29 protein-coding genes are annotated in these 24,597 nt (G+C 62.0%); 26 read left to right on the top strand and 3 right to left on the bottom strand.

The annotated features are described in order from the left end of the window. Positions 1-21: 21 nt before the first annotated feature. Positions 22-447 carry a hypothetical protein gene (locus IQ35_RS17955; protein WP_088185025.1) on the bottom strand — a complete coding sequence of 142 codons (426 nt, stop codon included), beginning with the start codon at positions 445-447 and terminating at the stop codon, positions 22-24. A 236-nt stretch (positions 448-683) separates the two neighbouring features. Between IQ35_RS17955 and mobQ the strand changes: the two genes are divergently transcribed. From mobQ to IQ35_RS17830, 25 genes are all read left to right on the top strand, one after another. Next, a complete protein-coding gene (gene mobQ, locus IQ35_RS17950; RefSeq protein ID WP_145075393.1) occupies positions 684-2,165 on the top strand; it encodes a MobQ family relaxase in 1,482 nt (493 codons plus the stop codon). A gap of 12 nt (positions 2,166-2,177) precedes the next feature. Then, entirely contained in the window at positions 2,178-4,238 is a 2,061-nt protein-coding gene (locus tag IQ35_RS17945) for a type IV secretory system conjugative DNA transfer family protein (protein WP_088185027.1), read from the top strand. Then, positions 4,235-6,217 carry a DNA topoisomerase gene (locus IQ35_RS17940; RefSeq protein WP_145075390.1) on the top strand — a complete coding sequence of 661 codons (1,983 nt, stop codon included), beginning with the start codon at positions 4,235-4,237 and terminating at the stop codon, positions 6,215-6,217. The genes IQ35_RS17945 and IQ35_RS17940 overlap by 4 nt, the downstream gene beginning before the upstream one ends. Positions 6,218-6,224: 7 nt before the next feature. Next, positions 6,225-7,184 (top strand): P-type conjugative transfer ATPase TrbB, encoded by a 960-nt coding sequence (trbB, locus tag IQ35_RS17935; RefSeq protein ID WP_145075387.1) that lies wholly within the window; start codon positions 6,225-6,227, stop codon positions 7,182-7,184. A 197-nt stretch (positions 7,185-7,381) separates the two neighbouring features. Beyond that, positions 7,382-7,717, top strand: coding sequence for a TrbC/VirB2 family type IV secretion system protein (locus IQ35_RS17930; RefSeq protein ID WP_088185030.1), 336 nt, complete (start codon positions 7,382-7,384; stop codon positions 7,715-7,717). After that, a complete protein-coding gene (locus IQ35_RS17925; RefSeq protein ID WP_088185031.1) occupies positions 7,718-7,990 on the top strand; it encodes a VirB3 family type IV secretion system protein in 273 nt (90 codons plus the stop codon). It begins immediately after the preceding gene. After that, positions 7,991-10,450: a conjugal transfer protein TrbE gene (gene trbE, locus IQ35_RS17920; protein WP_145075384.1), complete on the top strand. Its 2,460-nt coding sequence runs from the start codon at positions 7,991-7,993 to the stop codon at positions 10,448-10,450. After that, positions 10,447-10,692 (top strand): hypothetical protein, encoded by a 246-nt coding sequence (locus IQ35_RS17915; protein WP_145075381.1) that lies wholly within the window; start codon positions 10,447-10,449, stop codon positions 10,690-10,692. The genes trbE and IQ35_RS17915 overlap by 4 nt, the downstream gene beginning before the upstream one ends. Further along, positions 10,689-11,399, top strand: a complete 711-nt coding sequence (locus IQ35_RS17910) for a TrbJ/VirB5 family protein (RefSeq protein WP_145075378.1) — start codon at positions 10,689-10,691, stop codon at positions 11,397-11,399. The genes IQ35_RS17915 and IQ35_RS17910 overlap by 4 nt, the downstream gene beginning before the upstream one ends. Continuing rightward, positions 11,393-11,656, top strand: a complete 264-nt coding sequence (locus IQ35_RS17905) for an EexN family lipoprotein (protein ID WP_088185035.1) — start codon at positions 11,393-11,395, stop codon at positions 11,654-11,656. The genes IQ35_RS17910 and IQ35_RS17905 overlap by 7 nt, the downstream gene beginning before the upstream one ends. Before the next feature lie 16 nt (positions 11,657-11,672). Beyond that, positions 11,673-13,154: a P-type conjugative transfer protein TrbL gene (gene trbL, locus IQ35_RS17900; protein ID WP_145075376.1), complete on the top strand. Its 1,482-nt coding sequence runs from the start codon at positions 11,673-11,675 to the stop codon at positions 13,152-13,154. 4 nt (positions 13,155-13,158) lie between these two features. Continuing rightward, entirely contained in the window at positions 13,159-13,845 is a 687-nt protein-coding gene (trbF, locus tag IQ35_RS17895) for a conjugal transfer protein TrbF (protein WP_088185037.1), read from the top strand. A 2-nt stretch (positions 13,846-13,847) separates the two neighbouring features. Next, positions 13,848-14,930, top strand: a complete 1,083-nt coding sequence (gene trbG / locus IQ35_RS17890) for a P-type conjugative transfer protein TrbG (RefSeq protein ID WP_158636700.1) — start codon at positions 13,848-13,850, stop codon at positions 14,928-14,930. Between the two features lie 3 nt (positions 14,931-14,933). Next, positions 14,934-16,196 carry a TraB/TrbI/VirB10 family type IV secretion system protein gene (locus tag IQ35_RS17885; RefSeq protein WP_088185039.1) on the top strand — a complete coding sequence of 421 codons (1,263 nt, stop codon included), beginning with the start codon at positions 14,934-14,936 and terminating at the stop codon, positions 16,194-16,196. 83 nt (positions 16,197-16,279) lie between these two features. Next, positions 16,280-16,606: a hypothetical protein gene (locus IQ35_RS17880; RefSeq protein ID WP_088185040.1), complete on the top strand. Its 327-nt coding sequence runs from the start codon at positions 16,280-16,282 to the stop codon at positions 16,604-16,606. Positions 16,607-16,930: 324 nt separating this feature from the next. After that, positions 16,931-17,182, top strand: a complete 252-nt coding sequence (locus IQ35_RS17875; protein WP_158636699.1) for a DUF2274 domain-containing protein — start codon at positions 16,931-16,933, stop codon at positions 17,180-17,182. Between the two features lie 49 nt (positions 17,183-17,231). Then, positions 17,232-17,516 (top strand): ribbon-helix-helix domain-containing protein, encoded by a 285-nt coding sequence (locus IQ35_RS17870; RefSeq protein ID WP_088185043.1) that lies wholly within the window; start codon positions 17,232-17,234, stop codon positions 17,514-17,516. Between the two features lie 187 nt (positions 17,517-17,703). Then, on the top strand, positions 17,704-18,540 hold the full coding sequence (locus IQ35_RS17865) for a helix-turn-helix domain-containing protein (RefSeq protein WP_145075370.1): 837 nt from the start codon (positions 17,704-17,706) through the stop codon (positions 18,538-18,540). Positions 18,541-19,146: 606 nt separating this feature from the next. Then, the gene (locus tag IQ35_RS17860; RefSeq protein ID WP_088185045.1) at positions 19,147-19,947 is read left to right on the top strand and encodes a hypothetical protein; all 801 of its coding nucleotides are present in this window, start codon (positions 19,147-19,149) and stop codon (positions 19,945-19,947) included. 3 nt (positions 19,948-19,950) lie between these two features. Beyond that, entirely contained in the window at positions 19,951-20,739 is a 789-nt protein-coding gene (locus IQ35_RS17855) for a DUF3768 domain-containing protein (protein ID WP_088185046.1), read from the top strand. A 2-nt stretch (positions 20,740-20,741) separates the two neighbouring features. Further along, complete coding sequence (locus tag IQ35_RS17850; protein WP_088185047.1) at positions 20,742-20,927, top strand: hypothetical protein; 186 nt, start codon at positions 20,742-20,744, stop codon at positions 20,925-20,927. 2 nt (positions 20,928-20,929) lie between these two features. Continuing rightward, positions 20,930-21,391 carry a DUF6884 domain-containing protein gene (locus tag IQ35_RS17845; protein ID WP_088185048.1) on the top strand — a complete coding sequence of 154 codons (462 nt, stop codon included), beginning with the start codon at positions 20,930-20,932 and terminating at the stop codon, positions 21,389-21,391. A gap of 122 nt (positions 21,392-21,513) precedes the next feature. After that, the gene (locus tag IQ35_RS17840) at positions 21,514-22,470 is read left to right on the top strand and encodes a CHC2 zinc finger domain-containing protein (protein WP_158636698.1); all 957 of its coding nucleotides are present in this window, start codon (positions 21,514-21,516) and stop codon (positions 22,468-22,470) included. A 71-nt stretch (positions 22,471-22,541) separates the two neighbouring features. After that, positions 22,542-23,402, top strand: a complete 861-nt coding sequence (locus tag IQ35_RS17835) for a DNA/RNA non-specific endonuclease (RefSeq protein WP_158636697.1) — start codon at positions 22,542-22,544, stop codon at positions 23,400-23,402. 19 nt (positions 23,403-23,421) lie between these two features. Further along, complete coding sequence (locus tag IQ35_RS17830; RefSeq protein ID WP_088185051.1) at positions 23,422-23,688, top strand: hypothetical protein; 267 nt, start codon at positions 23,422-23,424, stop codon at positions 23,686-23,688. A 33-nt stretch (positions 23,689-23,721) separates the two neighbouring features. On the opposite strand, the gene IQ35_RS17825 is transcribed toward IQ35_RS17830, so the two are convergent. Both IQ35_RS17825 and IQ35_RS21285 read right to left on the bottom strand, forming a co-directional pair. Then, on the bottom strand, positions 23,722-23,955 hold the full coding sequence (locus tag IQ35_RS17825) for a hypothetical protein (protein WP_145075367.1): 234 nt from the start codon (positions 23,953-23,955) through the stop codon (positions 23,722-23,724). Between the two features lie 9 nt (positions 23,956-23,964). Then, positions 23,965-24,306, bottom strand: coding sequence for a hypothetical protein (locus tag IQ35_RS21285; protein ID WP_184204999.1), 342 nt, complete (start codon positions 24,304-24,306; stop codon positions 23,965-23,967). An 88-nt stretch (positions 24,307-24,394) separates the two neighbouring features. Between IQ35_RS21285 and IQ35_RS17815 the strand changes: the two genes are divergently transcribed. Further along, positions 24,395-24,597: DUF4158 domain-containing protein (locus IQ35_RS17815; protein WP_145075366.1), on the top strand; the 203-nt coding region annotated here is incomplete at its 3' end.

Raw genomic sequence — 24,597 nt, 5'->3', positions numbered from 1 at the left:
GTGGAGAGGGCAGAGGCGCGATCATTGGTCTCGATTGAGAAGATGCCGCACGTCGGAAAAATCCGGATCAAGGTCAGCCACAGATCGCGGGATTTTGGCGGCAAGGGCTTCCAGAGAAGCGAAATCGGGAAGGTCCGAGGACAAGGGCGCGCCAGCCTCAGAAGCGACAATCTCAGGGACCGGGACGTTGAGAAGGTGGCGCAGATCGTCCCGGTCCTGATCGCGGAAAACGCGGTCGTCGAGGATCGCAACGATGCGATCGGCGAAGGCGCGATCGGAGGGGTTTTCGCGAAGTTCAGCAAGGATCGCGCCGCCGATGATGATGCGGGCGCGAGTAGCCCGGCGACGCATACCCTTGCGCGCCAAAGCCTCAGCCCGTTCCTGTCGAGCTTGAGCAACCGCCTTCGCCTTTTCGATGTCGGCGATGTTTTCCAGATCAAGCGCCATGCAAGCCCTTCGCAGATTCGACGGCTCCCTTTCTATCAAAGGAACCCGTCAAGGTCGATAAGTCTTGTAAGCTCCATGCGAATGGCGCACTTACACATTGCTTCGCAACGGTGCGGTCCCGCCGCAGGCGCGGCGAGACATCAACCGCCGTGGGGCGATTGAGCCAAGGGGCAAGCCCCTTAGCGATCCCAGCGCCAGCGGGCGCGAAGTAGGAAGCAGACGAGAAGGCAACCGGCGTGGCGCAATATCGGTTTTCAGCACAGGTCATCAAACGGTCGGACGGTCGCAGCGCAGTCGCCGCCGCCGCCTACCGTGCTGGCGAGCGTCTGAGCGACGAGCGGCTAGAAATGCCGTTCGACTACCGCGCTAGGGGCGGTGTGGAGCATACCGAAATAATGCTCCCAGAAGGCGCGCCAGAGGCGTTCGCAGACCGCAGCGCACTATGGAACGCCGTCGAGGCCGCAGAGGGCCGCAGCGACGCCCGCGTGGCGCGAGAGGTGCAAGTCTCGCTCCCACATGAGCTATCGGCCGAACAGCGCCAGGAGCTTGTGCGCGAGTTCGTTCAAAGCGCCTTCGTCGATAAGGGCATGATCGCAGACGTTGCCATTCACACACCCGATCCGCACGGCGACCAGCGGAACCATCACGCCCACATAATGCTCACCACCCGAACGGTGGACGAGGCGGGCTTTGGGAATAAGGAACGCGCTTGGGACAAGCGCGAGCAGCTCGCCGAGTGGCGCGAGCAATGGGCCGAGGTTCAGAACCGGCACCTAGCGAAGGCGCTTGGACCCGACGCGCCCAAGGTCAGCCACAAGAGCCTTGAGGATCAGGGGCTAGAGCGCGAGGCCACAATTCACCTTGGCCCGACCGCCAGCGCGATCGAGCGCAACGGCGAACGCAGCGAGCGCGGCGAGATAAACCGCGCCGTGAAGGCATCGAACGCGGAGCGGGCCGAGCTTGCCAAATCCATCACGTCGATGGACGACAAACTCGCGAAAATGCTGCCCCAGCGTGAGACCGGAATCGACGGCATCAAGAAGGAACTGGCAGACTATGACTCCAGCCTTCGCCGTCAGATTGCGGGCTGGAAAGCAGAGCAGAAAGCAATACCGGTCCCGCCGCTCGTCAAGCCTTCGGACGTTCGCCGCGAGGTCATATCCGACGCTCGCGCTCGCCTGAGAGACGCGCAGCGCGACCTTGAACGGACCAAGGCACGGACAAAGGCGACCGCCGCAAAGCGCACGACACTCGCGAGTTTCCTTCGCAATCCGCAGCGCGCGATTTGGGCGAAGATCGTCGAGGTTCATGCGATGGATCGAGCAAGACGGGAGCTTGCCAGAGCAAGGGCCGGTGTGAAGGTTCGAGAGGATTGGCTACGCAGCGAGCAGGGACGGTCGCACATTCTTGGGCGTGTCGATCAGGCTACCAAAGCCGCCCAGCCAGCCAAGCAGCAAAATCGTAACCTTGACCGTAAAATTCGACGAATAGAGAAGCGGCTTGTCACGGTTGAGCGCGTTCGAGAGCGCGTCGAGATCGCGGAGCAGCTTGGCCTTAAATCCGTCAGCCGTCCCATCAATGCGCGCGACGCCACGCAGGTTTTGCGCCGTGTCGATGCCGCTACCCAGAACACGCTTTCGCGCGTTTCGGCCCAGCAAATACAGCAGGCGCGGGCCAAGGTTCAGAGCATTAAACTCGGGCGCGGCTTCACCCGTTAGAGAGGACCACCAATGGACATCGCCAAGCACAGGAAGAAGCTACTGGCGGGCGCGGGTGCCGCAATGCTTTTGGGCCTTTCGGTTTCAACCCAGCACCTTGCCGCGACGTTCAACTATCCGCGAGAGTTCGGGCCGGGATGGTACGACGCCGGGCCTCGCCGCTTCTATGCGCCGTGGAAAATCCTTTCGTGGGAAGTGTCGTTCGGCAAATATTATCGCCAAGCCTTCGGCCTTTCCGAGGCCCTTGGCTTCGCGATTGCGATGCTACCTATCGCCGGAATTATCGGCCTTTCGCGCAGACAGAAGCCCAAAATCCAGCAGTTCGGATTGGACGCATGGGGGACGCTTCAAGACGCAAAGAGGGCCGAGTTGATCGACCCGAAGCAGGAGGCGCGCGGGCGCGTTCTCGGCATGTACGAGGGCTATCGCCTCACCTATCGCGGCGTCGAGCATAGCTTAGTCGTCGGCGCTTCCCGATCGGGCAAAGGCGTGGGCCACGTCATCCCATCGGCCCTCAGTTGGGAGGGCAGCTTGTTCGCCTACGATCGTAAGGGCGAGATATGGCATATCACGGCGGACCATCGAAAGCGGTTCAGTCACGTTCTCTATTTCGCTCCAACCGATCGGAACACCGCGCGATGGAACCCGCTTTTCGAGGTTCGGAAGGGCGAGCGCGAGATTGCCGACATTCAGAATGTCGTGGGTGTGCTTGTCGATCCGCTAGGGTCAAAGGCAGGCGATCTTAGCTTCTGGGATTTGTCGGCGAGCCAGTTTTTCGTCGGGGTGATCCTGCACGTTCTCTACACCGCCGAGGACAAGAACAAGAACCTTGCCTATGTCCGTCGCCTGCTGATCGACATCGAGCCGACGATTACGGCGATGCTGCACACGAAGCACTATTTTGAGTATCCGAAGACGGAGGACGGGCGCGAGCTTCAAGGCCCGCCAGCGCCGACCAACCATCCCGAAATCAATCTTGGCGCGACCGCGCTTATGAGCATGGACGTTAAGGTGCGATCGAGCGTGCTAGGCACCGCCCAATCAGCCTTGACCCTCTTTGCTGACCCGCTTGTCGCATACGCAACGAGCGCGTCTGACTTCATGATCGGCGACCTCGTTTGCTCGAAAAATCCGGTCAGTTTCTATCTTATCACGCCCCAGGCGCACGCCGACCGGCTCGCATTTTTGGTGCGGGTGTTCCTGCGTCAGTCGATCAACAGCCTCATGGAAGACATCGACTACGACAGCCGGGGCCGCGTGAAAAACCACCGCCTGCTATTGATGCTGGACGAGTTTCCAAAGCTAGGCGGCTTGCCATTCATTGAGAACGCCCTTGGTGAAATGGCGGGCTATGGCATCACTTGCCAGCTCTTTTGCCAGAGCTTCAATGACGTGTTCGGCAAATATGGTGTTCACACGTCGATTTTCGACAACATGCACATCACGGTCTCATTCTCGACCAGTGAGCCGAAATCTATCAAAAGCATCATCGAGCGCGCGGGCAAACATTTGGAATACCGCGAGAGCTTTAGCGACCCGCGCAGCCTCTTTCACAAGGGCAACCGCAGCACGTCCCTTGGCGAGCAGGAGCGTTATATTCTCGGCGAGCAGCACGTTCGAGGGCTGGCAACCACCAAAGAGTTCGTGTTCGTCAACAACGCCAAGCCCTTCATCGCCGATAAGATCAAGCACTACGAAGACCCCTATTTTAAGACGATCGCGGTCGATTTTCACGGCAAGAAGCGGGCCACGTTCAAGCAGTCGCAAGCGACTATGGACCGGCCTACGGCAACGGTCGCGAACGATTGGCTAGGCGTTCGATCGGCTTTGCCATTCGACGAAACGACGCCGATGGCATCCATTCCCGTCGATCAAGCTGCGCTCAGCGAAGCCCAGCGGAACGCTACGGCGAGGGAGGCCGAGGCCACCACAACCGAGAGTGACAAGTCGAAGCGCCCCGCCGCTTCCGACTATGGCAGCGCCAGCACGACCGCAGCCGCTTCCGTGCCATCAGAGCTTTCTATCGACGACATCACGTTGAGCGCGATGCAGGACGAGGACGATTGGGCATGACGCGCAGCATTGTGATTTGCGAAAAGCCGAGCCAAGCCGAGAATATCAGATCGGCGATCGGCACCAGCCACGGCGACGTTCTGCCAGCACAGGGGCATCTTTTCACCCTTGCCGACCCTGAGACCTACAACGCCGATTGGAAGCTATGGCAGGGCTTCCACCTATTGCTCCCCGATCAGTTCAAGAAGGTGCCGACGATCGGCGAGACGGCCGAGCGGACCCAGCAGCAGGAGCGCAAGCGCAAGGCGATTGCGACCGCTTTGAAAGGCGCGGATCGCGTCATCATTGCGACCGATTGCGACCGTGAGGGCCAAGTGATCGGGACGGAGATTGTCGAGGCCCTTGGCTTCCGGGGCGAAGTCATGCGCGCAATGTTCACCAGCGAAGACGCCGGCAGCTTGAAAGAGGCGTTCGCGGCGCTTCGCCCCAATAACGACTATCGACGGCTCTATGAGGCAGGACTTGCCCGCGAGCGCGCCGATCAGGTCTATAATCTCTCACTCACCCGCGCCGCGACGATCGCGCTTATCCCGCCCGGCGTGAAGGCCATCCTTGGAATCGGCCGCGTTCGCACGCCGACCCTCGGAATCGTCTGCATCCGCGAAATCGCAATCCAGCGATTCAAGCCAGCGACCAGCTACGGGATCGCGGCCACTGTGCAGGCAGGCGGGCGGGAGGTCGTTCTAACGCACCACCCCGACAAGCCGCCCGTCACCGATCGCGCCCAGGGCGAGGCCGCAGTCGCCGCCGCGATCGGGCAGAGCGGGGCGCTTGTCGTCGCGACGAACCGCAAGAAGAAGGCCGGGCCGAAGCCGCCCGATCTATCGACGTTGCAGGAGGTTGCGGGCCGTTGGGGCTGGACCGCATCGAAGGTCATGGAGGTGGCGCAGGCGCTATATGACCAGCACAAGATAACGACCTACCCCCGCGCCGAGACCCGGTTCCTGCCCGAGGCATTGATACCGGCCGCGCAGGACATCACCGCCGCGCTTGGCGAGTTTGGCCCGTGGAAGGACGCCGCGCCCGCCCTCGCAACGATCCGCACGGGAAAGCAGGGCGTCTTTTCCGACGCCGGGTTAGGCGGCGAGAGCCATCACGCCATAATCCCGAACCCCAAGACGCTCGATACCCTTCCGACGGTCTATGACGCGCTCAGCGCCGACGAGCGGCGCCTGTTCGACGTGATCGCTCGCCTGTTCCTGCAATCGGTCTCAGCCGATTATGAGTATTCCGAGACGAGTATGTCGCTCGCGATCGGCGAAGCCACCTATGCGACCAAGGGGACGGTTCCGATCGTCCCGGGTTGGCGTGCGCTTCGCGACACAACCGGGGAAGGGGACCGAGCAAAGGACGAGGGCGACGAGCTTCCCGCGATCGAGGACGGCAGCGCCGCCACGATCAGAACGGCCCAGCTCGCCGAGAAGACCACCCGCGCGCCCGAGCGGTTCAACGAAGGCACGCTTATCAAGGCGATGAAAAACGCCGCGCAGTTCATCACCGACCCGGCGCTGAAGGAGCGCCTGAAGGACGCCAAAGGCATCGGCACACAGGCGACCCGCGACACCGTGATAAGCGGTTTGAAGGATCAGGGCTTGTTGATGGTCAAGGCCGGGAAGCTCTATCCCACACAGGCAGGCATGGCCGTTTTCGCTTTGCTGCATAAGGTCGCGCCCGCGTTGGTCGATCCGGGAACGACCGCGGTTTGGGAAAGTCGCATAGACGAGATCCTTTCAGGCGGGATCAGCGTCGATACGTTCGTGCAGGAAGTCGCGGCGCAGACGCGCAGCTTGATCGAGATTCTACGAAAGGCCGAGCCGACAACCGCGTTCGGCACCGCAGCACCGACCGCACCCATGATGAAAGCGGCCGAGACCATCAGCCGCAAGAAGGGCGTTCCGCTCCCATCCAGCTACCGCACCGATTTTGCCGCCTGCAAGGCGTTCCTAGACGCGCACGGCACGCCCCGAACCGAAGGATAATATCAGCATGGCTCAGCAAAACGTCATCGGCTTGGATCGCAAAGCCGCAGCCCTTCGACAGTCACTAGGCCCCGTCATCGCAAGCGCGCTGGCCGAGCGCCTGGTGGTCGAGGTCATGGTCAACCCAGACGGCAAAATCTGGGTCGATCGGATCGGCACCGGCAGAGAATACAGCGGCCACGATATGACATCGGCCGACGCCGAGCGCATCTTGCGATTGCTCGCCGACCACGCGGGCGTTGTCGTGACGCGGGATAGTCCCCGCGTCAGCGCCACATTGCCGGAAACTGGCGAGCGGTTTCAGGGCGAGTTCCCGCCGATCGCGCGCAACGCTTGCTTCGCGATACGCAAGCGGCCCGAGGTAGTGTTCACGCTGGAAAACTACGTCGAGGGCGGAATCATGTCCGACGCGCAGGCCAGCGCGCTTCGCAAAGCGGCCGAGGATCACGAAAACATGCTGATTGTCGGCGGCACAGGATCGGGCAAGACGACGCTGGCGAACGCCATCCTCGCCTTACCGCCATTTTCGGAAGACCGCGTTTTCCTGATCGAGGACACGGCCGAGCTTCAATGCTCCGCAGCGGATAAGGTGGAGCTGCTGACAAAAACGAGCTTCCCGCCCGTCACCATGACCGATCTAGTCCGCGACAGTCTGCGATTGCGTCCAGATCGGATCATTATCGGCGAGGTGCGCGACGGATCGGCACTCGATTTGTTGAAAGCATGGAACACCGGCCATCCGGGGGGGCTTGCGACCATCCACGCCAATAGCGCCATGGAGGGGCTTACTCGCCTTGAAGACCTGATCGGCGAGGTAACGCAGCGCATCCCCTACCGGGCAATCACGCAGGCAATTAACGTCATCGTTTACATCAAGCGGACCAAGGCAGGACGCCGCGTGGAGAGCGTAGCGCGCCTGATCGGTCGCGAAAATGACACATACCTCATCGAAGACATCACGCATTGATGCTTCAAAAACGGGAACCGCTACAGCGGTAAACGGTTCCTTGCGCGGGATATTGTGACAGAGCCTTACTAGACGATTGCCAATCAGAGAACGATTCGCAACAAAACGGCTAGACGAGGATTCCCTACTGCACTACTGTGTGTGTCTGTGACATATTTTGTATGTCACACCAACGACGCACAGTAGGAGCAGCCCAAATGCGACGGACCCGACAACTCCCCCAAATCTACAGGCGTACCCGCGACGCCGCTATCTTCCTCGCCATCATGACGATGGCATCCCCGGCCTTCGCGGGCGGCTCAGGTATGCCGTGGGAAGACCCATTGCAGCAGATCGCCGACAGCATCACCGGCCCCGTCGCTAAGATCGCGGGCATCATCGCCGTGGCCCTGGCGGGCTTGGGCTTCGCCTTCGCAGAGGGCGGCGGCTTCATGAAGAAGATACTCGGTATCGTCTTCGGCCTCGCCATCGCGTTCAGCGCATCGACCTTCTTCATTACCTTCTTCGGTTTCTCCGGGGGCGCAGGGTTTTAAGTGGCCGATAGGAGCCACGAAATCGAGGGCTTCGAGGTGCCGTTCCACAACAGCCTCGCCGAGCCGATTTTGCTCGGCGGGGTGCCTCGCATGTTCATGGTCATCAACTTCGTCTTCACGGCAGAACTTGCCTTGGGGATGGGTGTGCCGTGGCTTGGCCTGCCAGCGGGCTTCATAGTCCATACGATCGGCTACGCCCTCACGAAACGCGATCCGTACTTCTTCGGAACGCTCAACAGGCACCTTCGCCAAAAGCCATATTGGGACGCCTAAATGCTAAACATCGCTGAGTATCGGCCGAAAGCCACCCGCCTAATGGATCATCTGCCATGGGCGGCTTTCGTCGCGCCCGGCGTCATGCTGAACAAAGACGGCAGTTTCCAGAAGTCACTCACCTTTCGCGGCCCAGACCTCGCCAGCTCCACCCAATCGGGGCTGGCGTCGGCGCGGGCGCAGCTCAACAATGCGCTGCGCCGTCTGGGTTCGCGGTGGTGCGTCCACATCGAGGCGCTACGCGCTCCGTCGCAGACGTACCCCGACAGCGCCTATCCCGATCCGGTCTCGCAGCTTGTCGACGAAGAACGCCGCGCAGCGTTCGAGGCCGAGGAAGCACATTTCGAGAGCCGTTATTTCCTCACCTTCACCTATCTGCCCCCAGAGGAAAGCGTAGGGCGAGCGTCGGCGCTGCTGATCGAGAACGCGCCAGTCGGGCAGGGCGCAGATGCAATGTATCGCATTGCACTTCGCGATTTTCAGGCAATCGTCAGGCAAGTGGGCGACATTCTCGCGGGGTTCATGCCGGAAATTCGCGAACTAAACGACGACGAGACGCTGACCTATCTGCACGCCTGCATTTCGACAAAGCGGCATCCAGTAAAGCGGCCCGATGTTCCGTTCTATCTCGACGCGATGATTACGGACGACGACTTTCAGGCAGGGCTTTTCCCGAAATTGGGAAATCACTTCATCCGCACAATTTCGGTGCGATCCTATCCAACATCGACGCGGCCGGGGATGCTCGACCTTTTGAACTCGCTTGGCGTCTCGTATCGCTGGGTTTGCCGCTATCTCCCGCTCGACAAGGAGGACGCGCGCAAAGAGGTCGAAACCACCCGCAAGCGTTGGTTCGCCAAGCGCAAGGGCATCGGCGCGATGATAAAGGAGGCCATCACCAAAGAGCCGTCGATGCTGGAAGACAGCGACGCCATGGCGAAGGCGATGGACGCCGAGGCCGCTATGCTTGTTGTCGGCGGAGATAGCGCGGGCGTCGGCTACTACACCCCGACGATCACGCTTACCGATCCCGATCCGGACAGGCTCGCGGCAAAGGTCCGCGAGGTAGAATCCGCCGTCAATCGCGCCGGGTTCGTGGCGAAGGTCGAAGACGTGAACGGGGTTGAAGCATGGCTTGGGAGCATCCCCGGTCATGCCTATGCGGACTTGCGCCGCCCCCTCGTTACCAGCCTCAATCTTTGCGATATGCTGCCGATCAGCGCGAATTGGTCAGGCCCAACGATCAACTCGCATTTGTCCGACGTCGCCGCCGAACGCGGCGAGCCGTCGCCGGTCCCGCCGCTGATGCACACGCGCACGGACGGCACTACGCCGTTCCGCTTCGACCTTCACCAAGGCGACGTAGGGCATACGATGGTCATCGGCCCGACCGGCGCGGGCAAGTCGGTTTTGCTCAACACGATCGCGACGCAATTCCTTCGCTACAACGACGCCCAGGTGTTTATCTTCGACAAGGGCGCGTCGTCGCGCGCCGCCACGCTGCTAACGGGTGGATCGTTCTACTATCTTGGCGGCGAGAACAGCGAGCTTGCATTTCAGCCCCTTGCCGACCTTGAGACCAAGGAGGATCAGGCATGGGCGGTGGAGTGGTTGCAGGACATCGTTGCGGCCGAGGGCGTGCCGATCACGCCGCGCGTGAAGGACGAAATCTGGACCGCGTTGCAGAACATCGCCAGCGGCCCGATCGAGCAGCGGACGCTAACCGTCCTTACTGGCCTCATTCAGGATCAGACCGTCAAGGACGCGCTGACCCCGTACACGCTGGACGGCCCGCACGGCTATTTGCTCGATTCCGAGCGCGACACGCTTTCGACCGGATCGAACTGGCAGGCTTTCGAGATGGAAGCTCTAATGGAGAACAAGAGCGCCGTTGAGCCAGTGCTGACCTACCTGTTTCATGTGCTGGAAAAGCGCCGGTTCAATGAAGGACGCCCGACGCTTCTCATTCTGGACGAGGCGTGGCTATTCCTCAATTCGGGCAGCTTTTCAAAGCGCATCGAGCAATGGCTTCGCACGCTCCGCAAAAAGAACGTCTCCGTCGTCTTCGCGACCCAGAACCTAACCGACGTTCTGAAATCTTCGATTTCATCGGCACTGATCGAAAGTTGCCCGACGCGGGTTTTTCTTCCCAATCCCGACGCGCGCAGCCCACAGATCGAAGAAGTCTATGAGCGGTTCGGCCTTAACTTGCAGCAGATCGACCTAATCGCAAAGGGCGTGAAGAAGCGGGAATATTACTATCAGAGCATGGCAGGCAACCGCATGTTCGAGCTTGGCCTTGGACCCGTCGCGCTGGCGACAGTCGCGTCTAGCTCGCCCGACGATCACAAGTTGATGAACCGCATCCTCGCCGAGGGCCAGTCTTTCAAGACCGCCTTTTTTGAAGCGAAGGGCTTGCCCGGCATTGCCGAGTTCATCCGACAAGAAGACGGCCAGTGACGCGCGATCAGCTATTCGCAGAGTTGACCGCGACGCGACGCCGCCAACGGCTCGCCTTGTTGGTAGCTCTCAGCCCCTTTTATCTAGCCTTTGCCCTTGGCTGGATTTTCCGAAACCCGACAGCGTTGTTCGTGGGCGCAGTCGGCTTCCTTGCCGTGGCGGTTCTCTATTGGCGCTTCGCGCCATCGCATCGCGTGGCACCCCGCATCGACCACGATAACAAGCAGGAGACGGAACAATGACCAAGCGGCTTTACGTCAGCGCGCTCGCGCTGGCAGCGATGACGACAGCCACGCTCGCGCCGATCGCGCCCGCGCACGCCCAGATGGCAGTGGTGGACGTGAAGGCAATCGCTCAGCAGCTCAAGAGCGTGCAGCAGGGCTTGCAGCAGATCGAGCAGCTAAAGTCGCAAGTATCGAACCAGCAAAATATGCTCGCCAAGTTGGGAAGCAACATTTCACCCGAACTCGGTTCGATCGTCAGCGACGCAACCAGCATCATGAAATCGGCGAACGGCATTGGCTACAGCGCCAAAAGTCTGACGAGCAACCTCGACACGATCTACCCGAAAGACCTTATGGGTTCATCGTGGCAGCAAGTCCTGAATAGTCAGGCGGATTGGGAACAGCGCAGCCGCGATACACGGCGCGAAGCGATGGAAGCGCAGAACGCTATCGCCAACAGCCAGGACCGCACCCAAAATGCGGTCAATAGCGCCGTATCGGCTTCGCAGAACGCCCAAGGGCAGACAGCGGCGTTGCAGGCGACCAATCAGTTGCTCGCCGCTCTCTCCACCCAGCTTACCGGCCTGCAAACTCTGTTGATGACGCAAATGCGCGCAACACAGACGGCCGAGGCCCAGAACGCCGCCCTCGCCGCCGCAGGGCGCGCCGGGACCAAGCGCGGGCTTGGAACCCAGACCCGCAGCGCGAGCGCGCCCACATGGTAAGCGTAGCGCGCTTCATCGTCCCGATCGCGGCGCTCGCCGCGATCGGAGGATGCACGCAGGCCCCCCGCAGCATCGAGTATTTCCGCGCCCATCCCGAGGAAGCGCAGAAGGTCGCGGAACAGTGCCGCGCCGGAACCGTGACAGGCGAGGAATGCGCCGCAGCGCAGGAGGTCGCGGGCAAGGCCGCTCGGCGAAACCAACTCCAACGGGAATTGGGAAATTCAAAGCGCAATGCCGACAAGGGCATGAGCTTCTAAAGAAAGAGCAACGACCATGGCGGCGGCTGATTTCAACATCATCGACAAGTTTTTGTCGGCATACACGAGCGCTATCTCTAGCGGTTTCGGGCTAATCCAAGGCGATGTAACGTCTGTTTTCAGCATCCTTATCGTGATCGTAATTGGCATCACCGCCGTATTCTGGGCCATTGACGAGAATAGCCAAGTCCTACCTCAGCTATTCAGAAAGATACTCTTAGTCGGGTTCTTTGTGTGGGTCGTGAACGATTGGCAGGGCCTAACCTCCACGATCATCAAGGGCTTTGTTGAGCTAGGATTGAAGGCCGGTGCCAGCGGCATGAACGCCAATACGTTCATGAATCAGCCCGGCGATCTCGTTTTCATGGGATGGGAACACGTCAAACGGTTCATCGAGATAATCGACGAGAAGACCGGGCCAGTTGCCTTTTTCGAGAACTTTGCCGCCATCGTTATTCTTGCCGTCGCCGCGATCGGCACGATGCTCGCCTTCTTCATTCTCGCCGTTCAGCTCTTTGTGACGATCGTTGAATTTCGATTGGTTACACTCGCCGCTTTCGTGCTGATCCCGTTCGGCATCCTCAAGCAGACCAGCTTTCTTTCGGAGCGCGCCTTTGGTTACGTCGTCTCCGCTGGCCTCAAGCTCCTGACCATTGCTGTCATCGTGTCGATCGGCAGCAAGGTATTTGAGACCATTCCGCTTGCCGACCCCGGAGGCGATGTCATCGCCCAAGCCCTCGCAATTTGCTTCGCCTCAATAATCCTCATGATGTTGTCGCTAACCGTTCCCTCGCTCGCGTCGGCGCTGGTGACAGGCGGGCCGCAGCTTGGAGCGGGCGCAGCCCTTGCAGGCACCGCAGGCGTCGCGGCAGGCGTCGGAGCCGCTTATCTCGGAGGGCGTGGGGCTGTGGCGCTCGCACAAAAAGCAGCATCCGCAGCCGGTGGCGGCGGAAGCGGTGGCGGTGGCGGTGGCGGCGGTTCAGCGGCCGACCTTGGCGGCGGTGCCGGGCCGGGTGGTGCAGGGATGCAGCCCGCAACGCCGCAGGGCGGCGGATCGAGCAGCGGCGGCGGCGGCGGCGGCGGCGGTGGCGGAATGTCCGCAGCCCCGGCCCCAAGCGCGCGCGGATCAGGATCGAGCAGCGGCGGCGGTTCCCGCCCCAGCAGCGGCACAAGCGGCTTGACGGGCGACGGATCGGCAGCACGCCAAGCTCTCGCCAATCGCGCCCCAGGCGCCGCCGCATCGGCCGCACAGGGCGGTACAACGCCCGGAGGACCGTCAGGAGGCGGCACAGCGGCCAACGATGCGGGCGGCGCGGCAGAGGCACCCAGCGCCCCGCCCGCTCCCAGCACCGCGCCAGCGGCAGACGAGACCGTGCGACGCGCCAGTGAGAGACGCCGCCAACGGGCGACACGACAAGCCCAGACAGCCATGGCCGCGACCAGCGCCCAAGGCGGCTCTGGCATGACGGCTCCAATCAACATCGACGACGAGGGGTAAAACCATGCGAAATCTATTTAAGCGCAAGACCCCCACTTATGGCGGTTCTGCACCACAGAATACACCATACGCGCAGGCCGCGCAGGAGTGGGACAACCGAATTGGCAGCGCGCGCGTGCAGGCCAAGAATTGGCGGCTGATGGCGTTCGGATCGCTTGGCCTATCGGCCATCACGACAATTGCTTTCATCGTCTCAGCCAGCACCACGCATATCGCCACCTACGTCGTGCCGGTGAACGAGTTTGGGAAGCCGGGGAAGATCGTTTCGGCCGATTCCAGCTACCAGCCAACGACCGCCGAAATCGGCTATTTCCTTGGCGATTGGGTGCAGCTCGTTCGCGGTAAAAGCACCGATGGCGTTATCATCCGCGACAACTGGAAGAACGCCTATCACTTCATCACCGCGCAGGCCGAGCAGACCCTAAACGGCTACGCCAAGGCGAACGACCCGTTCGCCAACCTTGGACAGGAAGCCCGCACCGTCGAGGTGCAGACCGTCCTTCCGCGCACCAAAGATACCTACCAGATCACTTGGCGCGAGACGACCTATCAGGGCGGCGCGCCCATGCCGCCCGAACGCTGGACCGGCCTTTTCACCGTCCGGATCAAGCCGCCTAAGACCGAGCAGGAGCTACGGGTGAACCCGCTCGGAATCTACATCACATCATTCCAATGGGGCCGGGAGCTTTAATCATGCAGCACGTATTCAACCGCAATTCGCCGGTTCTTCGCACAGCCTTTCTCGCGACCGCAGCGTTCATCACGACGAGCGCGACCAGCGCGGCCACGAACGCGCAGAGCGCGCCGCCTGCCAGCCAGAGAGCCGAAACACAGATGGTCCCGGCTCAAGCGGTTCTACCGCCCCCGCCGCCCGCGATCGTCGCTCAGGCCGAAGCCCCGCCGCCCCAGCGGCTTGTTGCAATCAACCGGCCGCAGCCGACCATGACGGCCCACTTGAGCCGACCGAGGCCGACCGGCCGACGCTATGCGCGATCGGCTCCACAGTCGGGCGCGCTTGGCGCAATCAGCGACGCGAACGAGCTATCGCGGCAGGCCCCGGCACCGTCCGGCTTCATCAATTCCGCGATGTTCTACGACTACATGCCCGGCGCGATCTACGAGGTTCATACGTCGCCGCGCTTCATAACCACGATCGCGCTTCGCCCCGGCGAACAACTGATTTCCAAGGCAGCGGGTGACACCGTGCGCTGGGTTATGGGCGAGACCCATCAAGGCAGCGGATCGAACTCGCAGACCCTTGTTTTCGTCAAGCCGATCAAGGGCGATCTTCGCACCAACATCGTGCTTACGACCAGCGAGCGCACCTATATGGTCGAGGCGGTCAGCCACAACGGCGACGCCTATACGAGCATCGTTTCGTGGAATTATCCGCGCGACCAGCTCGCCGACATATCGACCGCCGTAGGCGCAGCGACCGAGCAGGCCAACAACACGATCGCAGACGTGGCAGTTGATAACATCAACTTCGATTATAGGATCAAGAGCGTTGGCAAGGCGCGCGAAAAGCCCGCTTGGATACCCGATCGCGTGTTCGACGACGGGAGCAAAACCTACATCCAGTTCGCGCCGAACCTTGGCACGACAGAGGCCCCGCCGCTGTTCGTGATCGGCGACAAGAATCAGGCCGAGCTTGTGAATTATCGCGTGCAGGGCCGCTATTACGTCGTCGATCGGCTTATCACCGTCGCCGAACTTCGCCTTGGCGAGAAGAAGCAGCAAATCGTGCGGATCACGCGCAACACCCGGAGGCGCTAGATCATGGCTGGCGACATCAGCACCAACGATCCCGTTTTCTCGCCAGAGGAAAAGGAGTCCACGCGATCCATACTCGCTACGCAGCGCCCCGGCGTGACGAGATACAAGCGGCAGATCATCCAAGGCATCCTTGCGCTAGGTGTCGGCATCTTCGTAATCGGTCTGATTTTTGCGTTCGTCATCGGGGGCGGGAAAGGCGCGAACAAGAAGGACGACGAGGACAAAGCAATCCAACTCGCCAGCCCTGACCTTGAGAAACTACCGCAGAACTATAGCGACCCGCTAACGCGGCCCGATCTAACCGGGCCGGGAACGTCCGCGCTCCCGGCCCCCGGCACCGATCCGAACGCGACAACCGGACAGCCAGGCCAACAGCGGCAGCAACCGCAGCAGCGGCAGCTATCCCCGGCCGAGCAACGCGCGCAGGCGGCGCGCGAACTCGCGATCCGTCAGGAAATGGCGGCGCGATCCGGTTCGATCATGTTCGCCGACAATCAGCGCAACGCCGGATCGGGAACCGGCAACGACGACGATCGCGGCGCGTCAACCGGCGCAGGCGCCGGCGACGGTCAACAACAACCAACGCGCCCGCCAGAAGAAAACGAACCCGGCCGTCAGAACCTACAGGGCCGCAAGGAAGACTTTATTCAGACCGCCCGTATCGACGGCGATTATCTGAAAGCCCGCCTTGCAGCGCCGGTTTCGCGCTACGAGGTAAAGGCCGGAACGATTATCCCGGCCGCGCTTGTAACCGCGCTCAATTCCGACTTACCGGGCGAGGTAATCGCCACCGTTACCGAAAACGTCTATGACCATGTGACCGGCCGATATGTTCTCATTCCGCAGGGAACACGGCTTTTCGGCCGCTACGACAGTCGCGTGGCCTACAAGCAAAGTCGCGCCTTGGTCGTGTGGAATCGGATCATCTATCCGAACGGCAATTCCATCAATATCGGGGGCATGACGGGATCGGATGCGACCGGCGCAGCCGGGCTTTCCGATCGCGTGAACAGTCACTTTGGGAGCCTTATCAAAGGCATTACCCTTTCGACCGCGATTGCGATTGGCGGCGCAGCCGCAGACAACGCCGGAACCCGCGACAACCAGCTTGTCACCGCTGGCGGCGGGGCGCTCAGCCAAGAGGCTTCGCGCACCGGCCAGCAGATCGTTAGCCGCGAGCTAGACCGACAGCCGACAATCACGGTTCGCCCCGGTTTCCGGCTGCGAGTGATTGTCAATAAGGACATGATTCTCACTCCTTATTGACCCCGACATATGCACGGAAAAGTCGGAGTCGATTGTCCCCTCCGGTCGAGGCATAAAGGCCCCGACCGGAAGGAGATTAAGGAATGGTCAAGAACCTCATGAGATTGGGTCTCAGCGTGCCGGTGGGCCTACATGAAGACATGCGAAAGCTGTCCTTCAAACGAACCGCCGCGACAAATAATGTCGTCACTCTCACGGACGTTTACGCCGAAGGAGTGACAAAATTGGTGGCACGGATCGAGGCTGGCGAACGCTTCGTTTATCCGGTGCAGCCGCGCGGAAGCGTAAAGAAAATCTCGCTCCGCATGCCCGAAGAAATCGCAGATTTGATTGCAAAACATGCGACTGAATCAAGCCAATCAGCGATTGTCGTCAAAGGCGCGCAATGCCTCTTGCAGGAGGATGAATGACCGGGAAGCCGGTTCAATTGAGCGTCACACTCCCGATTGGGATGCACGATCGCGTGCGCGACGAGGCCCGCCAGATGCGGGCCAGGACGAACGAACGAGTTACGATAGGGGACATATACAAAGCCGCGATCGGCGCGCTCGCAGCACGCCTTGAACGCGGGGAGACAATCACTTTCGCAGCGCACCCAAGGCGCGGCGTCAGTCGCCATTCAATCCGGGTGGACGCGGCCAGCGCCGCACACACCACCCGATGCCTATCCATCACCACGCAATCGTCCTTCGTGGCGACCGCAATCCGACACCACTTACCAAAGGAAAATGACCATGGCTAAAGCCCCCTCGCTCAGCGTTCCCAAGATCGGCGCGCCCGGCTCGCCCAAGCAACTTCGCCTTTCGCTCGAACCCGCGCTCGCGGCCGAGCTGGACCGCTATGTCGAGGCATACGCAATCGAGTACGGCGAGCGCGTGGACCTTGAAACGCTAGTTCCCCATATCCTCGCCAGCTTCATTGCCGCCGATCGCGGCTTCAAAAAGTTCAAGTCCGAGCAGGCGCGCACCGCAACGGCGGCGGAATAATACATACCAGTATTTGCCAACGGTAAGGCTTTGGCATACCGTCGCTTTTATGGAGCCGAATCACCCCTTCCAGCTAGAGTCGCTTTCGCCCGCTGATCGCGCCGCACGCGCGGCCGAGCAGCGGCGTGAAATGCGCGAGAGGAACGCGAAGACGCGCGCCGCAGCTAGAGCGGCGGGGGAGAAGCAAGTCACCGTCAGCCTTCATAAAGAGCTGATCGACGAAATCGACGCGCTCGCCGAGCGCGCAGGACTCCGCAACAGGTCGCAGGCAGTCGCGCGAATTTTGAGCGCGCTACAGGCACACCCGGAAATCAAACAGGAGCTTGGGCTGTGACCACATAAACGAATGCCCGGCGCTAAGGCCGGGCATCCTGAAACTGCTATGTCCGATGCCGCCAAGCATCGAAAGGGCCGTTGAACAGCCACCGACATAGCCGCTTCTGAGCGATGTTTCAAGATGCGCGTTTTGCGCCACGCTATAGTTTTGTCCCGGTCCCAGCCCCTTACCAAGGGGACGGAAGATGGCAGTTACTTCGATTGCGAACGCGAGCTTTATGGTTCTGGAAAGAGCCGTGCAGCAGCGTGCCAGGGCGCGCTCAGGCGCGCCCAATCCGACGCGCGCAAAGGTGCATCCGAACAGCCGCGTTGCAGGCTCATTCGAGGACGATTTTTTCTACAGCTACGCCAAGGGCGAGACCGATCGGATTGTTAAAAACGCCGACGAATTGCTCGAACAGAAGAACGCTGTGCGTCGTCTCGCGCGCGCCGAGGGCCGCGAGCTTACCGAGGCCGAGCGGCTAGTTACTCTGATAACCCCCGCCGCCGTTCGCGTCCTAAAGAAGCTGGCAACGCTGGCCCGCACCTGTGCGGGCAAGGTGTTCCCAACATGGAAGTGGATCGAGGAAAAAACCGGCCTCGCCCGCGCCACGGTCGGGCGCGCCCTCGCGATCCTCGCGACCATGGGTATCTTGGACAAGCAGCGTCGATGCGTCCCGATCGAGCCGACAGCCGAACGGCCGAAGGCCAAATACGAGCAGACATCGAACGTCTATCGGATGCGCTTTCCGAACCGCCTTGTTCAGTTCCTTCCCATGCGGATGCGACCCGTCCCGCTCCCCGAGGACGTGGTGCAGCGCGAGGCCGATCGCGTGGAGGACATCGCGGCTATGCGCCTATGGCGCTCGCCAAGGCAGGCAGTAACCGAGGACATCGAGGACGCCGGCTTGCGCCGCGTGCTTCTTAGCCTCGCCGCCGCCATGGAGAAGAAAGAGTCTCAAAAAAATGGTCAACCGCTCCTAGATTCATATTCTCTCTATGCAGATGGAGTTGGCCTAGTCGGCCAACGCTTTGACGCCTGACGGCGATAAAGCCGAAACGTCGCATTGCCCCTCAGACACCACCACAAGCCGCTAAGGCAGGAGTGTCGGCTACGCCGCCACAATGCTCCCCGAGTGGAGCAGGCGGCTTCGTGGGCGCTCAAACGGCCACGTTGGCGGCTCCCGATCGTCGCAATCAGGGATCAGCTCGACCACAGCGCCCCCGACATCGAGGGAAACCCGCTTTTTCGAGGCGTCGCAGCCCCTATCGACGGTTCCTTTCGTCGCCCAGCTCGACCCGCGCGCGCCGATCGCCAGCGCGGAGCATCGACACCGACAGAACCCGCCCGCCCCGGCCGGGGTCAAGCAGGACGTTCGCCGCATCCGTTGTGGAGATCCGCTACGCGGATGCCACAGCGGCAAGGATGCCCGCCAGGGCGGGCGCGTTGTCGGTTTAGTCGGGAAGATTGGGCACCGGCCCCCTCTCCCCAGCAAGGACTATCAGGCCGACCGTGGCTCAGTCGCTACGCTCCCTGCGCCCGCACCACTCGGCCAGATAGACCTTGCCCCCCTCACCCCCCGCTGTTCGCCACGAGGCAGGGTTGCAGCCGGAAGCTGCACCCAGCGACCAATGGAAGGGAAAAGGCCATGAACACCAGCACCCCCGATGCACTTGGCGACAAGATCATAGAGGCGGGCCTTGCGCCCAACGGCTTCATTCTGGACCTCAACAGCGGCTTGAGCGTGCCGCGTGGGTTCGAGCTTCCCGCGCCGTGGAACCTTCCCTCGCGCTTGTTCCGGTTCCCGATCGAGGTTTGCAAGCCGCGTGGCGATCGGCCGCGCACGATCGGCCTTCGCCATCCCGGCCTTGCCGCGCATCCTTTCGTGCAGAGCGTCGAGACCGCGTTAGGCGTGGCGCTGGACCCATACGGCGCGCCCAACGAGTACGGTTACAGCACTTGCGAGCAGGGCCTTTGGCATCATGCGGTGGACCTCATCACCGCAGGCGAATGGCGCGCCTTGCTGGAAACGTCCGACTTCACCACCCCCGGCAACATCTTTAACGCCGTAGGGTTCGGCCTCCGCTATTCGGGCAACAACGAGACCGGCAAGCGCGACGGCTATCTGACCATCGCCGAGGCCCGCGAAATCATGGACGAGCTAGGCGCGTTCGAGCCGTCCGATCGCGCGGCGACGATCCGCGAGCTTTCCAAGCCCGTTTCATGCAACCCGGAGGGCAAGAAGGGCGGCGAGCATTGGCCCATCAACGGGAAGACCAGCAGCCCCGAGGACGATGCGTGGAGCTTCATTTTTGGGATCGAGGACGGTTGGTTTGAATACGACCGATCGGGACACCTGAATTGGTCGCAGAAGGGCCGCGACCGCTACGCCGCAGGCGATGCCGCAACCTATGTCGAGACGAGCGGCCAAGCCGCTTTCGCGTTCTAAGCCATGCGGTTCGAGCGCACCCCTCGCCGCGAAGGCTACATCGTCACCCCTCGCAAGGTCGCAGCATTTGAGCGCAAGAAGGTGGCGCAGCGCGCCGCCTTGCCGCTTTTCGCAGAGGCGACCGCCGCAACCCAGATCGGCGCAGACGAGGAAATGCAGCGCCGTATCGCGAACACCGAGCGGCACCGGCAGGACCGCCGCAACCAGATAGCGAAGGGATGGCGCGACGTGCGCGCTCGCTTCTATGCCCTGCCCGCGCATGTTCGCGCGCCGATCGCGGCCAAGTGGGCGCGCTGGACCGGCCCAGCCAACAGCAGCATGTTGCTTTACATCATCCAGACGATCGCGGCCGACCTCACCGCCGAGCCGGGCGACTTTCCCCAGATCAGCGCCGAGCAGCGCCACGCCGAGACAAAGCGTTTAAACGACTTGGCCTTGCTGGCGAACCCATGGGCGCGATGCGACCGCGTTCTATCGCCGGGCGTGATGCTTTGGCTTTCGCCATTTTTCGAGCCGACCGAGGACGTTCCCGCACCGCGCATGTATCTCGACACGAATCTGGGTTTGCATGGCCGGTTGCACGATGCCGTCGCGCAATATGCCGACTTCGGACACAACACCGACCCGACCGGCGAGCATCGCACCGGCTCTTTCCAGATCGACGCGACCGCCTTCCGCTTCGCGATCAGCTACCAGCGACCGAAAACGGCCGAGCCGTCGCGCGTCCCATGGTCAACTGACCTCACCCGCCGCGTGCTTTGGATCGGTCTCGCCGACGAACAGGAGCTTTGAGCATGGCCCGCAACGCCATTCGCACCCCGCGCTATATCCCGACGCCGAAGATCATCGGCGAGCAGTCCGACCTATTCGGAGGCCCGACGATCACGCACGAAGCGGCGCGCGCGCCGCTTCGCAAGGGCTGGCAGCAGCAGCTAAGGGCGTGGGCGTGCAGCGATACCCTTGCGGATAGGGACGACTGACCATGACGCGCCCCGTTCATCTTGTCGCGTGTGTCGCCGAGAAGCGCCCGAGGGCGACGCGCGCGCGCGACCTCTATCAATCCGATTGGTTTCGCAAAGCCCGAGCCTACGTCGATACGCAGGGAGGCCGATGGTTCATTCTCTCAGCCCTTCACGGCGCTTTGTCGCCGGGGCGCATCATCGAGCCGTACAACGTCAGCCTCGCCACCATGACCGCAGCCGACCGGCGCGCATGGGGCGAGCGCGTTGCCGCCCAGCTCGCCGAGCAGATCGGGCCGCGAACGCCGGTCGTTTTTTTGGCGGGCCGACTGTATCGCGATCCACTCGCCGATTGGGCCGGATCGCGTGCGAGCGTTCCTATGCGCGGTTTGGGAATCGGCCAGCAAAAGGCTTGGCTGGCGACGCAGACTCGCGACGCACGCGACCGCGCCGCCCAGCTCGACCTATTCGATGATTGGTTATGAGCGCAAATTTTGACCCCTCACCACCTGGCGCTTTCCGACCGGCGATCCGAGACCAAAATCTATCGCAAAGTATGTGCGTGACATACCGCACCGGCTATAGTCGCAGCCAAGGAGCGCCCCGCATGGCAACTATATCGAAAGCAGAGACGGACGAGGTAAAGGCGCGGCACCAGCTTAGCGCCATCATCGGCCGCACTGTGAAACTCAGGAAAGCCGGGAACGAATATGTCGGGCTTTGCCCGTATCATTCCGAGAAGTCGCCCAGCTTCCGCGTGAACGACAGCAAGGGCTTGTTCCACTGTTTCGGATGCGGCGCGAGCGGCGACATATTCAAATATCTTATGGACATTGAAGGCTTGTCGTTCCGCGAGGCGTTCGCCGCGCTCGCTGATGCGGCCAATCTCCCCACGGTCGATCCCAAACAGCGCCAGCAGCAGGCGCGCGCAGAGACCGCCGATCGCGCCGCAGCGATCCTATCGGCGCAAGCGCAATGGCACGACGCCCGCACGATCCGAGGCACACCGGCCGAGCTATATCTACGATCGCGCGGGATCATGGGCGACATGCCGCCCACGATCCGCTTTGCCCGCGTACCGGCGTGGAAGAACCCGAAGACCGGCGCAGACGGTCCCGCCCTGCCCGCCCTCATTGCCGCCTGCCAGAACCGTGCCGGGAAGATCGTCGGCGTGCAGCGTATCTTTCTCACCAAGGAAGGCACCAAGGCGAGCATGGCGAATCCCAAGCTCAGCCTTGGACAGGTTCGCGGCTGCGCGTTGCGGCTAGGCCCGATCGCGCCGCACATCATCCTATGCGAGGGACCGGAGGACGGTTTGACCCTTCGCCAGAAGCACCCGCGCGCGAGCGTTTGGGTTTCGCTTGGCACAGGCGCGATGCCGCATATCGAGCTTCCCGATGTGATCCGGCGCGTGACGATCGCGGGCGACAACAACGCACCTGGGCGGCTCGCCGCCGAGACGGCATCGGCCGCGTTCATCGAGCAGGGCCGCGAAGTGCAGGCGATCTATCCGCCGCGCAAATTTGCCGATTGGAACGACGAGCTTATGGGCGTGCTGGCATGAGCTTAGGCCGCATATTCAGCAACCGGCTACGTCGAAACCCCGGAGGCCGCTTTGCAACCGCCGTCATTGTCGTGGCGGCGATCGGCGCGCCGATCGCGTCTCACGTTTACCCGGCCGCGATCGGGCGCATTGCGCCCCTTGCCGATTTCTTCAATCCCGGCGCAGCCGATCCAGCGTTGCCGGATCGAGCAGCGCCGACCAGTCGCGCCGCGTGCAAGCGCCAGTATTACAAAGGCGACGCCCCGGCCTACGTCCATAGAGGGCTGGACCGCCGCACGACGACGGTTTGCTACACCGCTTTTGCGATCGGCTATTCAGGGATCACCCGCACTCCCCTTTGGAGCGCCGAGCGGCTTACGGCCGAGGCCGTTGCCAGCGGCAAGGGCTTCAATCGTGACGGGATGGAGTTTCACCCCGACGCGCATATCCCCGGCCGCGATCGGTCATTGTTGAGCGACTACCGCCGATCGGGATGGAGTCGCGGTCACATGGCACCATCGGCCGATATGCCGACGCGCGCCGCTCGACAGGAGAGCTTTTCGCTCGCCAATATCGTTCCGCAGGACGAGGACATGAACAGCGAGCTTTGGAACGACACCGAGCAGGCGGTTCGCCGCCTCGCGACCAAGCACGGCACAATCTACGTTGTGACCGGCCCGGTTTTCGCGCGCGGCAAGCTGGACAGCTTGAACGATCGCGTTGCGATCCCGAGCGCGATTTACAAGGCCGTCCTTATCCCCGGCCAAGGCGCAGCCGTTTTCTACGCGGCCAACAAGTCAGAGCGCAGCATGGCGATCGTCAGTGTCGCCCAGCTCGCCAGCCTTACCGGCATCGACCCGTTTCCCGAGGCAAGCGCCGCCACCAAGGCGCGCGCGATAGAGCTTTTTCCGGCGCAGTCCGGCAGGCGAAACCGCCGCTTTCAGGCGTGGTAACGACAGCAGAGGAAAGATCATGCCGAGCCTTCACCGCCTCGCCGACGACGGCGACCCGCAGCACTATCCGCTAAAGCGGATTGTGATCGAGCTACAGGCACCGGCAAGCGCCAGCCTTACGGACATGCTTGCGGACCTGGACGACATTGCGACCCAGCTCCGCAGCGGCGAGACCGCTTTCGCGGCCGAGGCATTGTTCGGCTACCGCGTGCGCGTCGAGCAGGCCGAGGCCGATATGTTCACCGGCTGCACCGCGCGCGATTCTATCCCACCCACCGAGATCTAGTTCCTAGATGCGGTTAGGCGTCGATCGCGGGCCTCACCCGTTCGGCCCGCGCACGACATCGGCCGTAGGACGCCCGCCGCAGCCGCTACAGCGCAGCCGGGCAATCAGCTTGTAAAGCTGCGTATCGGGCGGGATCGCGCGCGCCGCCGCAAACTCGCCGACCGAAACCTTGATGCTACGCCCGCACGCGCACCAGATGCGAAGCGTGCAGCTCCGTCGATACCAAATAGGATCAATCGGCTTGGGCCGGTTGTAATTCGCCGCCATGACGCGCCGCTACGCCACCGGAAAGCCGCGCTCGAGAACGGCGAGCATGTCGCCGATCGCGCGACGCCGGTAGGCATTGAGCCATCGTCGGCGCCGATGCTCCGCCGCGTCATGGATCATATGGCACCGCTGACACAGGGCCGCGAGGTTCCGCGGTACATTGTCAGTCGGATCATGGTTGAGGTGCGCGCACGCGAGATAGACGCGCGTGATCCGCACGAACGCCCCGACGTTGTTCCCAGGCGCGCGCACGCGCCGCCCGCTCCCGTCGCGCCACTGGCGGCGCTCAGCGTCCCACCATCGCCCATCGCCCAGATGGCCCAGTCGGCCCGAAGCTGCGATTTTGGTCATCTTGGAGAACACGTCGGGAACGGGCTGGTTGTTGTTGACGATCGCCCATGCGAGGAACGACGTTCCGCTCCGATAAGGGAGCGGCGTTATGAGCCTTGGCGTTTCGAGTGGGGATCTGATCGGCTCCTGGAGCCTGAGTTTTTCGGACATCGCGTTCGTGACCGGCAAAGCGGAGACGGCACGACTGGGATTGGCGGTTCAGCTTAGATTTTTCGCCGGGCATGGCTTCTTTGTGCCGGATCATGCGTCGATACCCTCCGACGGTGTCTTGTATCTGGCGGAGCAACTTGG

The organism is Sphingobium wenxiniae (genome assembly GCF_007830065.1).
Lineage (GTDB): Bacteria > Pseudomonadota > Alphaproteobacteria > Sphingomonadales > Sphingomonadaceae > Sphingobium > Sphingobium wenxiniae.
Note: the sequence above shows the minus strand (reverse complement) of the source record. Positions and strands in the feature narration are given on the sequence as shown.

Excerpts from the sequence above, each read along its gene's own strand:
- IQ35_RS17955 (WP_088185025.1), bottom strand. The coding sequence starts at position 447 with ATGGCGCTTGATCTGGAAAACATCGCCGACATCGAAAAGGCGAAGGCG.
- IQ35_RS17945 (WP_088185027.1), top strand. The coding sequence starts at position 2,178 with ATGGACATCGCCAAGCACAGGAAGAAGCTACTGGCGGGCGCGGGTGCC.
- IQ35_RS17940 (WP_145075390.1), top strand. The coding sequence starts at position 4,235 with ATGACGCGCAGCATTGTGATTTGCGAAAAGCCGAGCCAAGCCGAGAAT.
- trbB (WP_145075387.1), top strand. The coding sequence starts at position 6,225 with ATGGCTCAGCAAAACGTCATCGGCTTGGATCGCAAAGCCGCAGCCCTT.
- IQ35_RS17930 (WP_088185030.1), top strand. The coding sequence starts at position 7,382 with ATGCGACGGACCCGACAACTCCCCCAAATCTACAGGCGTACCCGCGAC.
- trbE (WP_145075384.1), top strand. The coding sequence starts at position 7,991 with ATGCTAAACATCGCTGAGTATCGGCCGAAAGCCACCCGCCTAATGGAT.
- IQ35_RS17910 (WP_145075378.1), top strand. The coding sequence starts at position 10,689 with ATGACCAAGCGGCTTTACGTCAGCGCGCTCGCGCTGGCAGCGATGACG.
- IQ35_RS17905 (WP_088185035.1), top strand. The coding sequence starts at position 11,393 with ATGGTAAGCGTAGCGCGCTTCATCGTCCCGATCGCGGCGCTCGCCGCG.
- trbL (WP_145075376.1), top strand. The coding sequence starts at position 11,673 with ATGGCGGCGGCTGATTTCAACATCATCGACAAGTTTTTGTCGGCATAC.
- trbF (WP_088185037.1), top strand. The coding sequence starts at position 13,159 with ATGCGAAATCTATTTAAGCGCAAGACCCCCACTTATGGCGGTTCTGCA.
- trbG (WP_158636700.1), top strand. The coding sequence starts at position 13,848 with ATGCAGCACGTATTCAACCGCAATTCGCCGGTTCTTCGCACAGCCTTT.
- IQ35_RS17885 (WP_088185039.1), top strand. The coding sequence starts at position 14,934 with ATGGCTGGCGACATCAGCACCAACGATCCCGTTTTCTCGCCAGAGGAA.
- IQ35_RS17880 (WP_088185040.1), top strand. The coding sequence starts at position 16,280 with ATGGTCAAGAACCTCATGAGATTGGGTCTCAGCGTGCCGGTGGGCCTA.
- IQ35_RS17875 (WP_158636699.1), top strand. The coding sequence starts at position 16,931 with ATGGCTAAAGCCCCCTCGCTCAGCGTTCCCAAGATCGGCGCGCCCGGC.
- IQ35_RS17870 (WP_088185043.1), top strand. The coding sequence starts at position 17,232 with ATGGAGCCGAATCACCCCTTCCAGCTAGAGTCGCTTTCGCCCGCTGAT.
- IQ35_RS17865 (WP_145075370.1), top strand. The coding sequence starts at position 17,704 with ATGGCAGTTACTTCGATTGCGAACGCGAGCTTTATGGTTCTGGAAAGA.
- IQ35_RS17860 (WP_088185045.1), top strand. The coding sequence starts at position 19,147 with ATGAACACCAGCACCCCCGATGCACTTGGCGACAAGATCATAGAGGCG.
- IQ35_RS17855 (WP_088185046.1), top strand. The coding sequence starts at position 19,951 with ATGCGGTTCGAGCGCACCCCTCGCCGCGAAGGCTACATCGTCACCCCT.
- IQ35_RS17850 (WP_088185047.1), top strand. The coding sequence starts at position 20,742 with ATGGCCCGCAACGCCATTCGCACCCCGCGCTATATCCCGACGCCGAAG.
- IQ35_RS17845 (WP_088185048.1), top strand. The coding sequence starts at position 20,930 with ATGACGCGCCCCGTTCATCTTGTCGCGTGTGTCGCCGAGAAGCGCCCG.
- IQ35_RS17840 (WP_158636698.1), top strand. The coding sequence starts at position 21,514 with ATGGCAACTATATCGAAAGCAGAGACGGACGAGGTAAAGGCGCGGCAC.
- IQ35_RS17830 (WP_088185051.1), top strand. The coding sequence starts at position 23,422 with ATGCCGAGCCTTCACCGCCTCGCCGACGACGGCGACCCGCAGCACTAT.
- IQ35_RS17825 (WP_145075367.1), bottom strand. The coding sequence starts at position 23,955 with ATGGCGGCGAATTACAACCGGCCCAAGCCGATTGATCCTATTTGGTAT.
- IQ35_RS21285 (WP_184204999.1), bottom strand. The coding sequence starts at position 24,306 with ATGACCAAAATCGCAGCTTCGGGCCGACTGGGCCATCTGGGCGATGGG.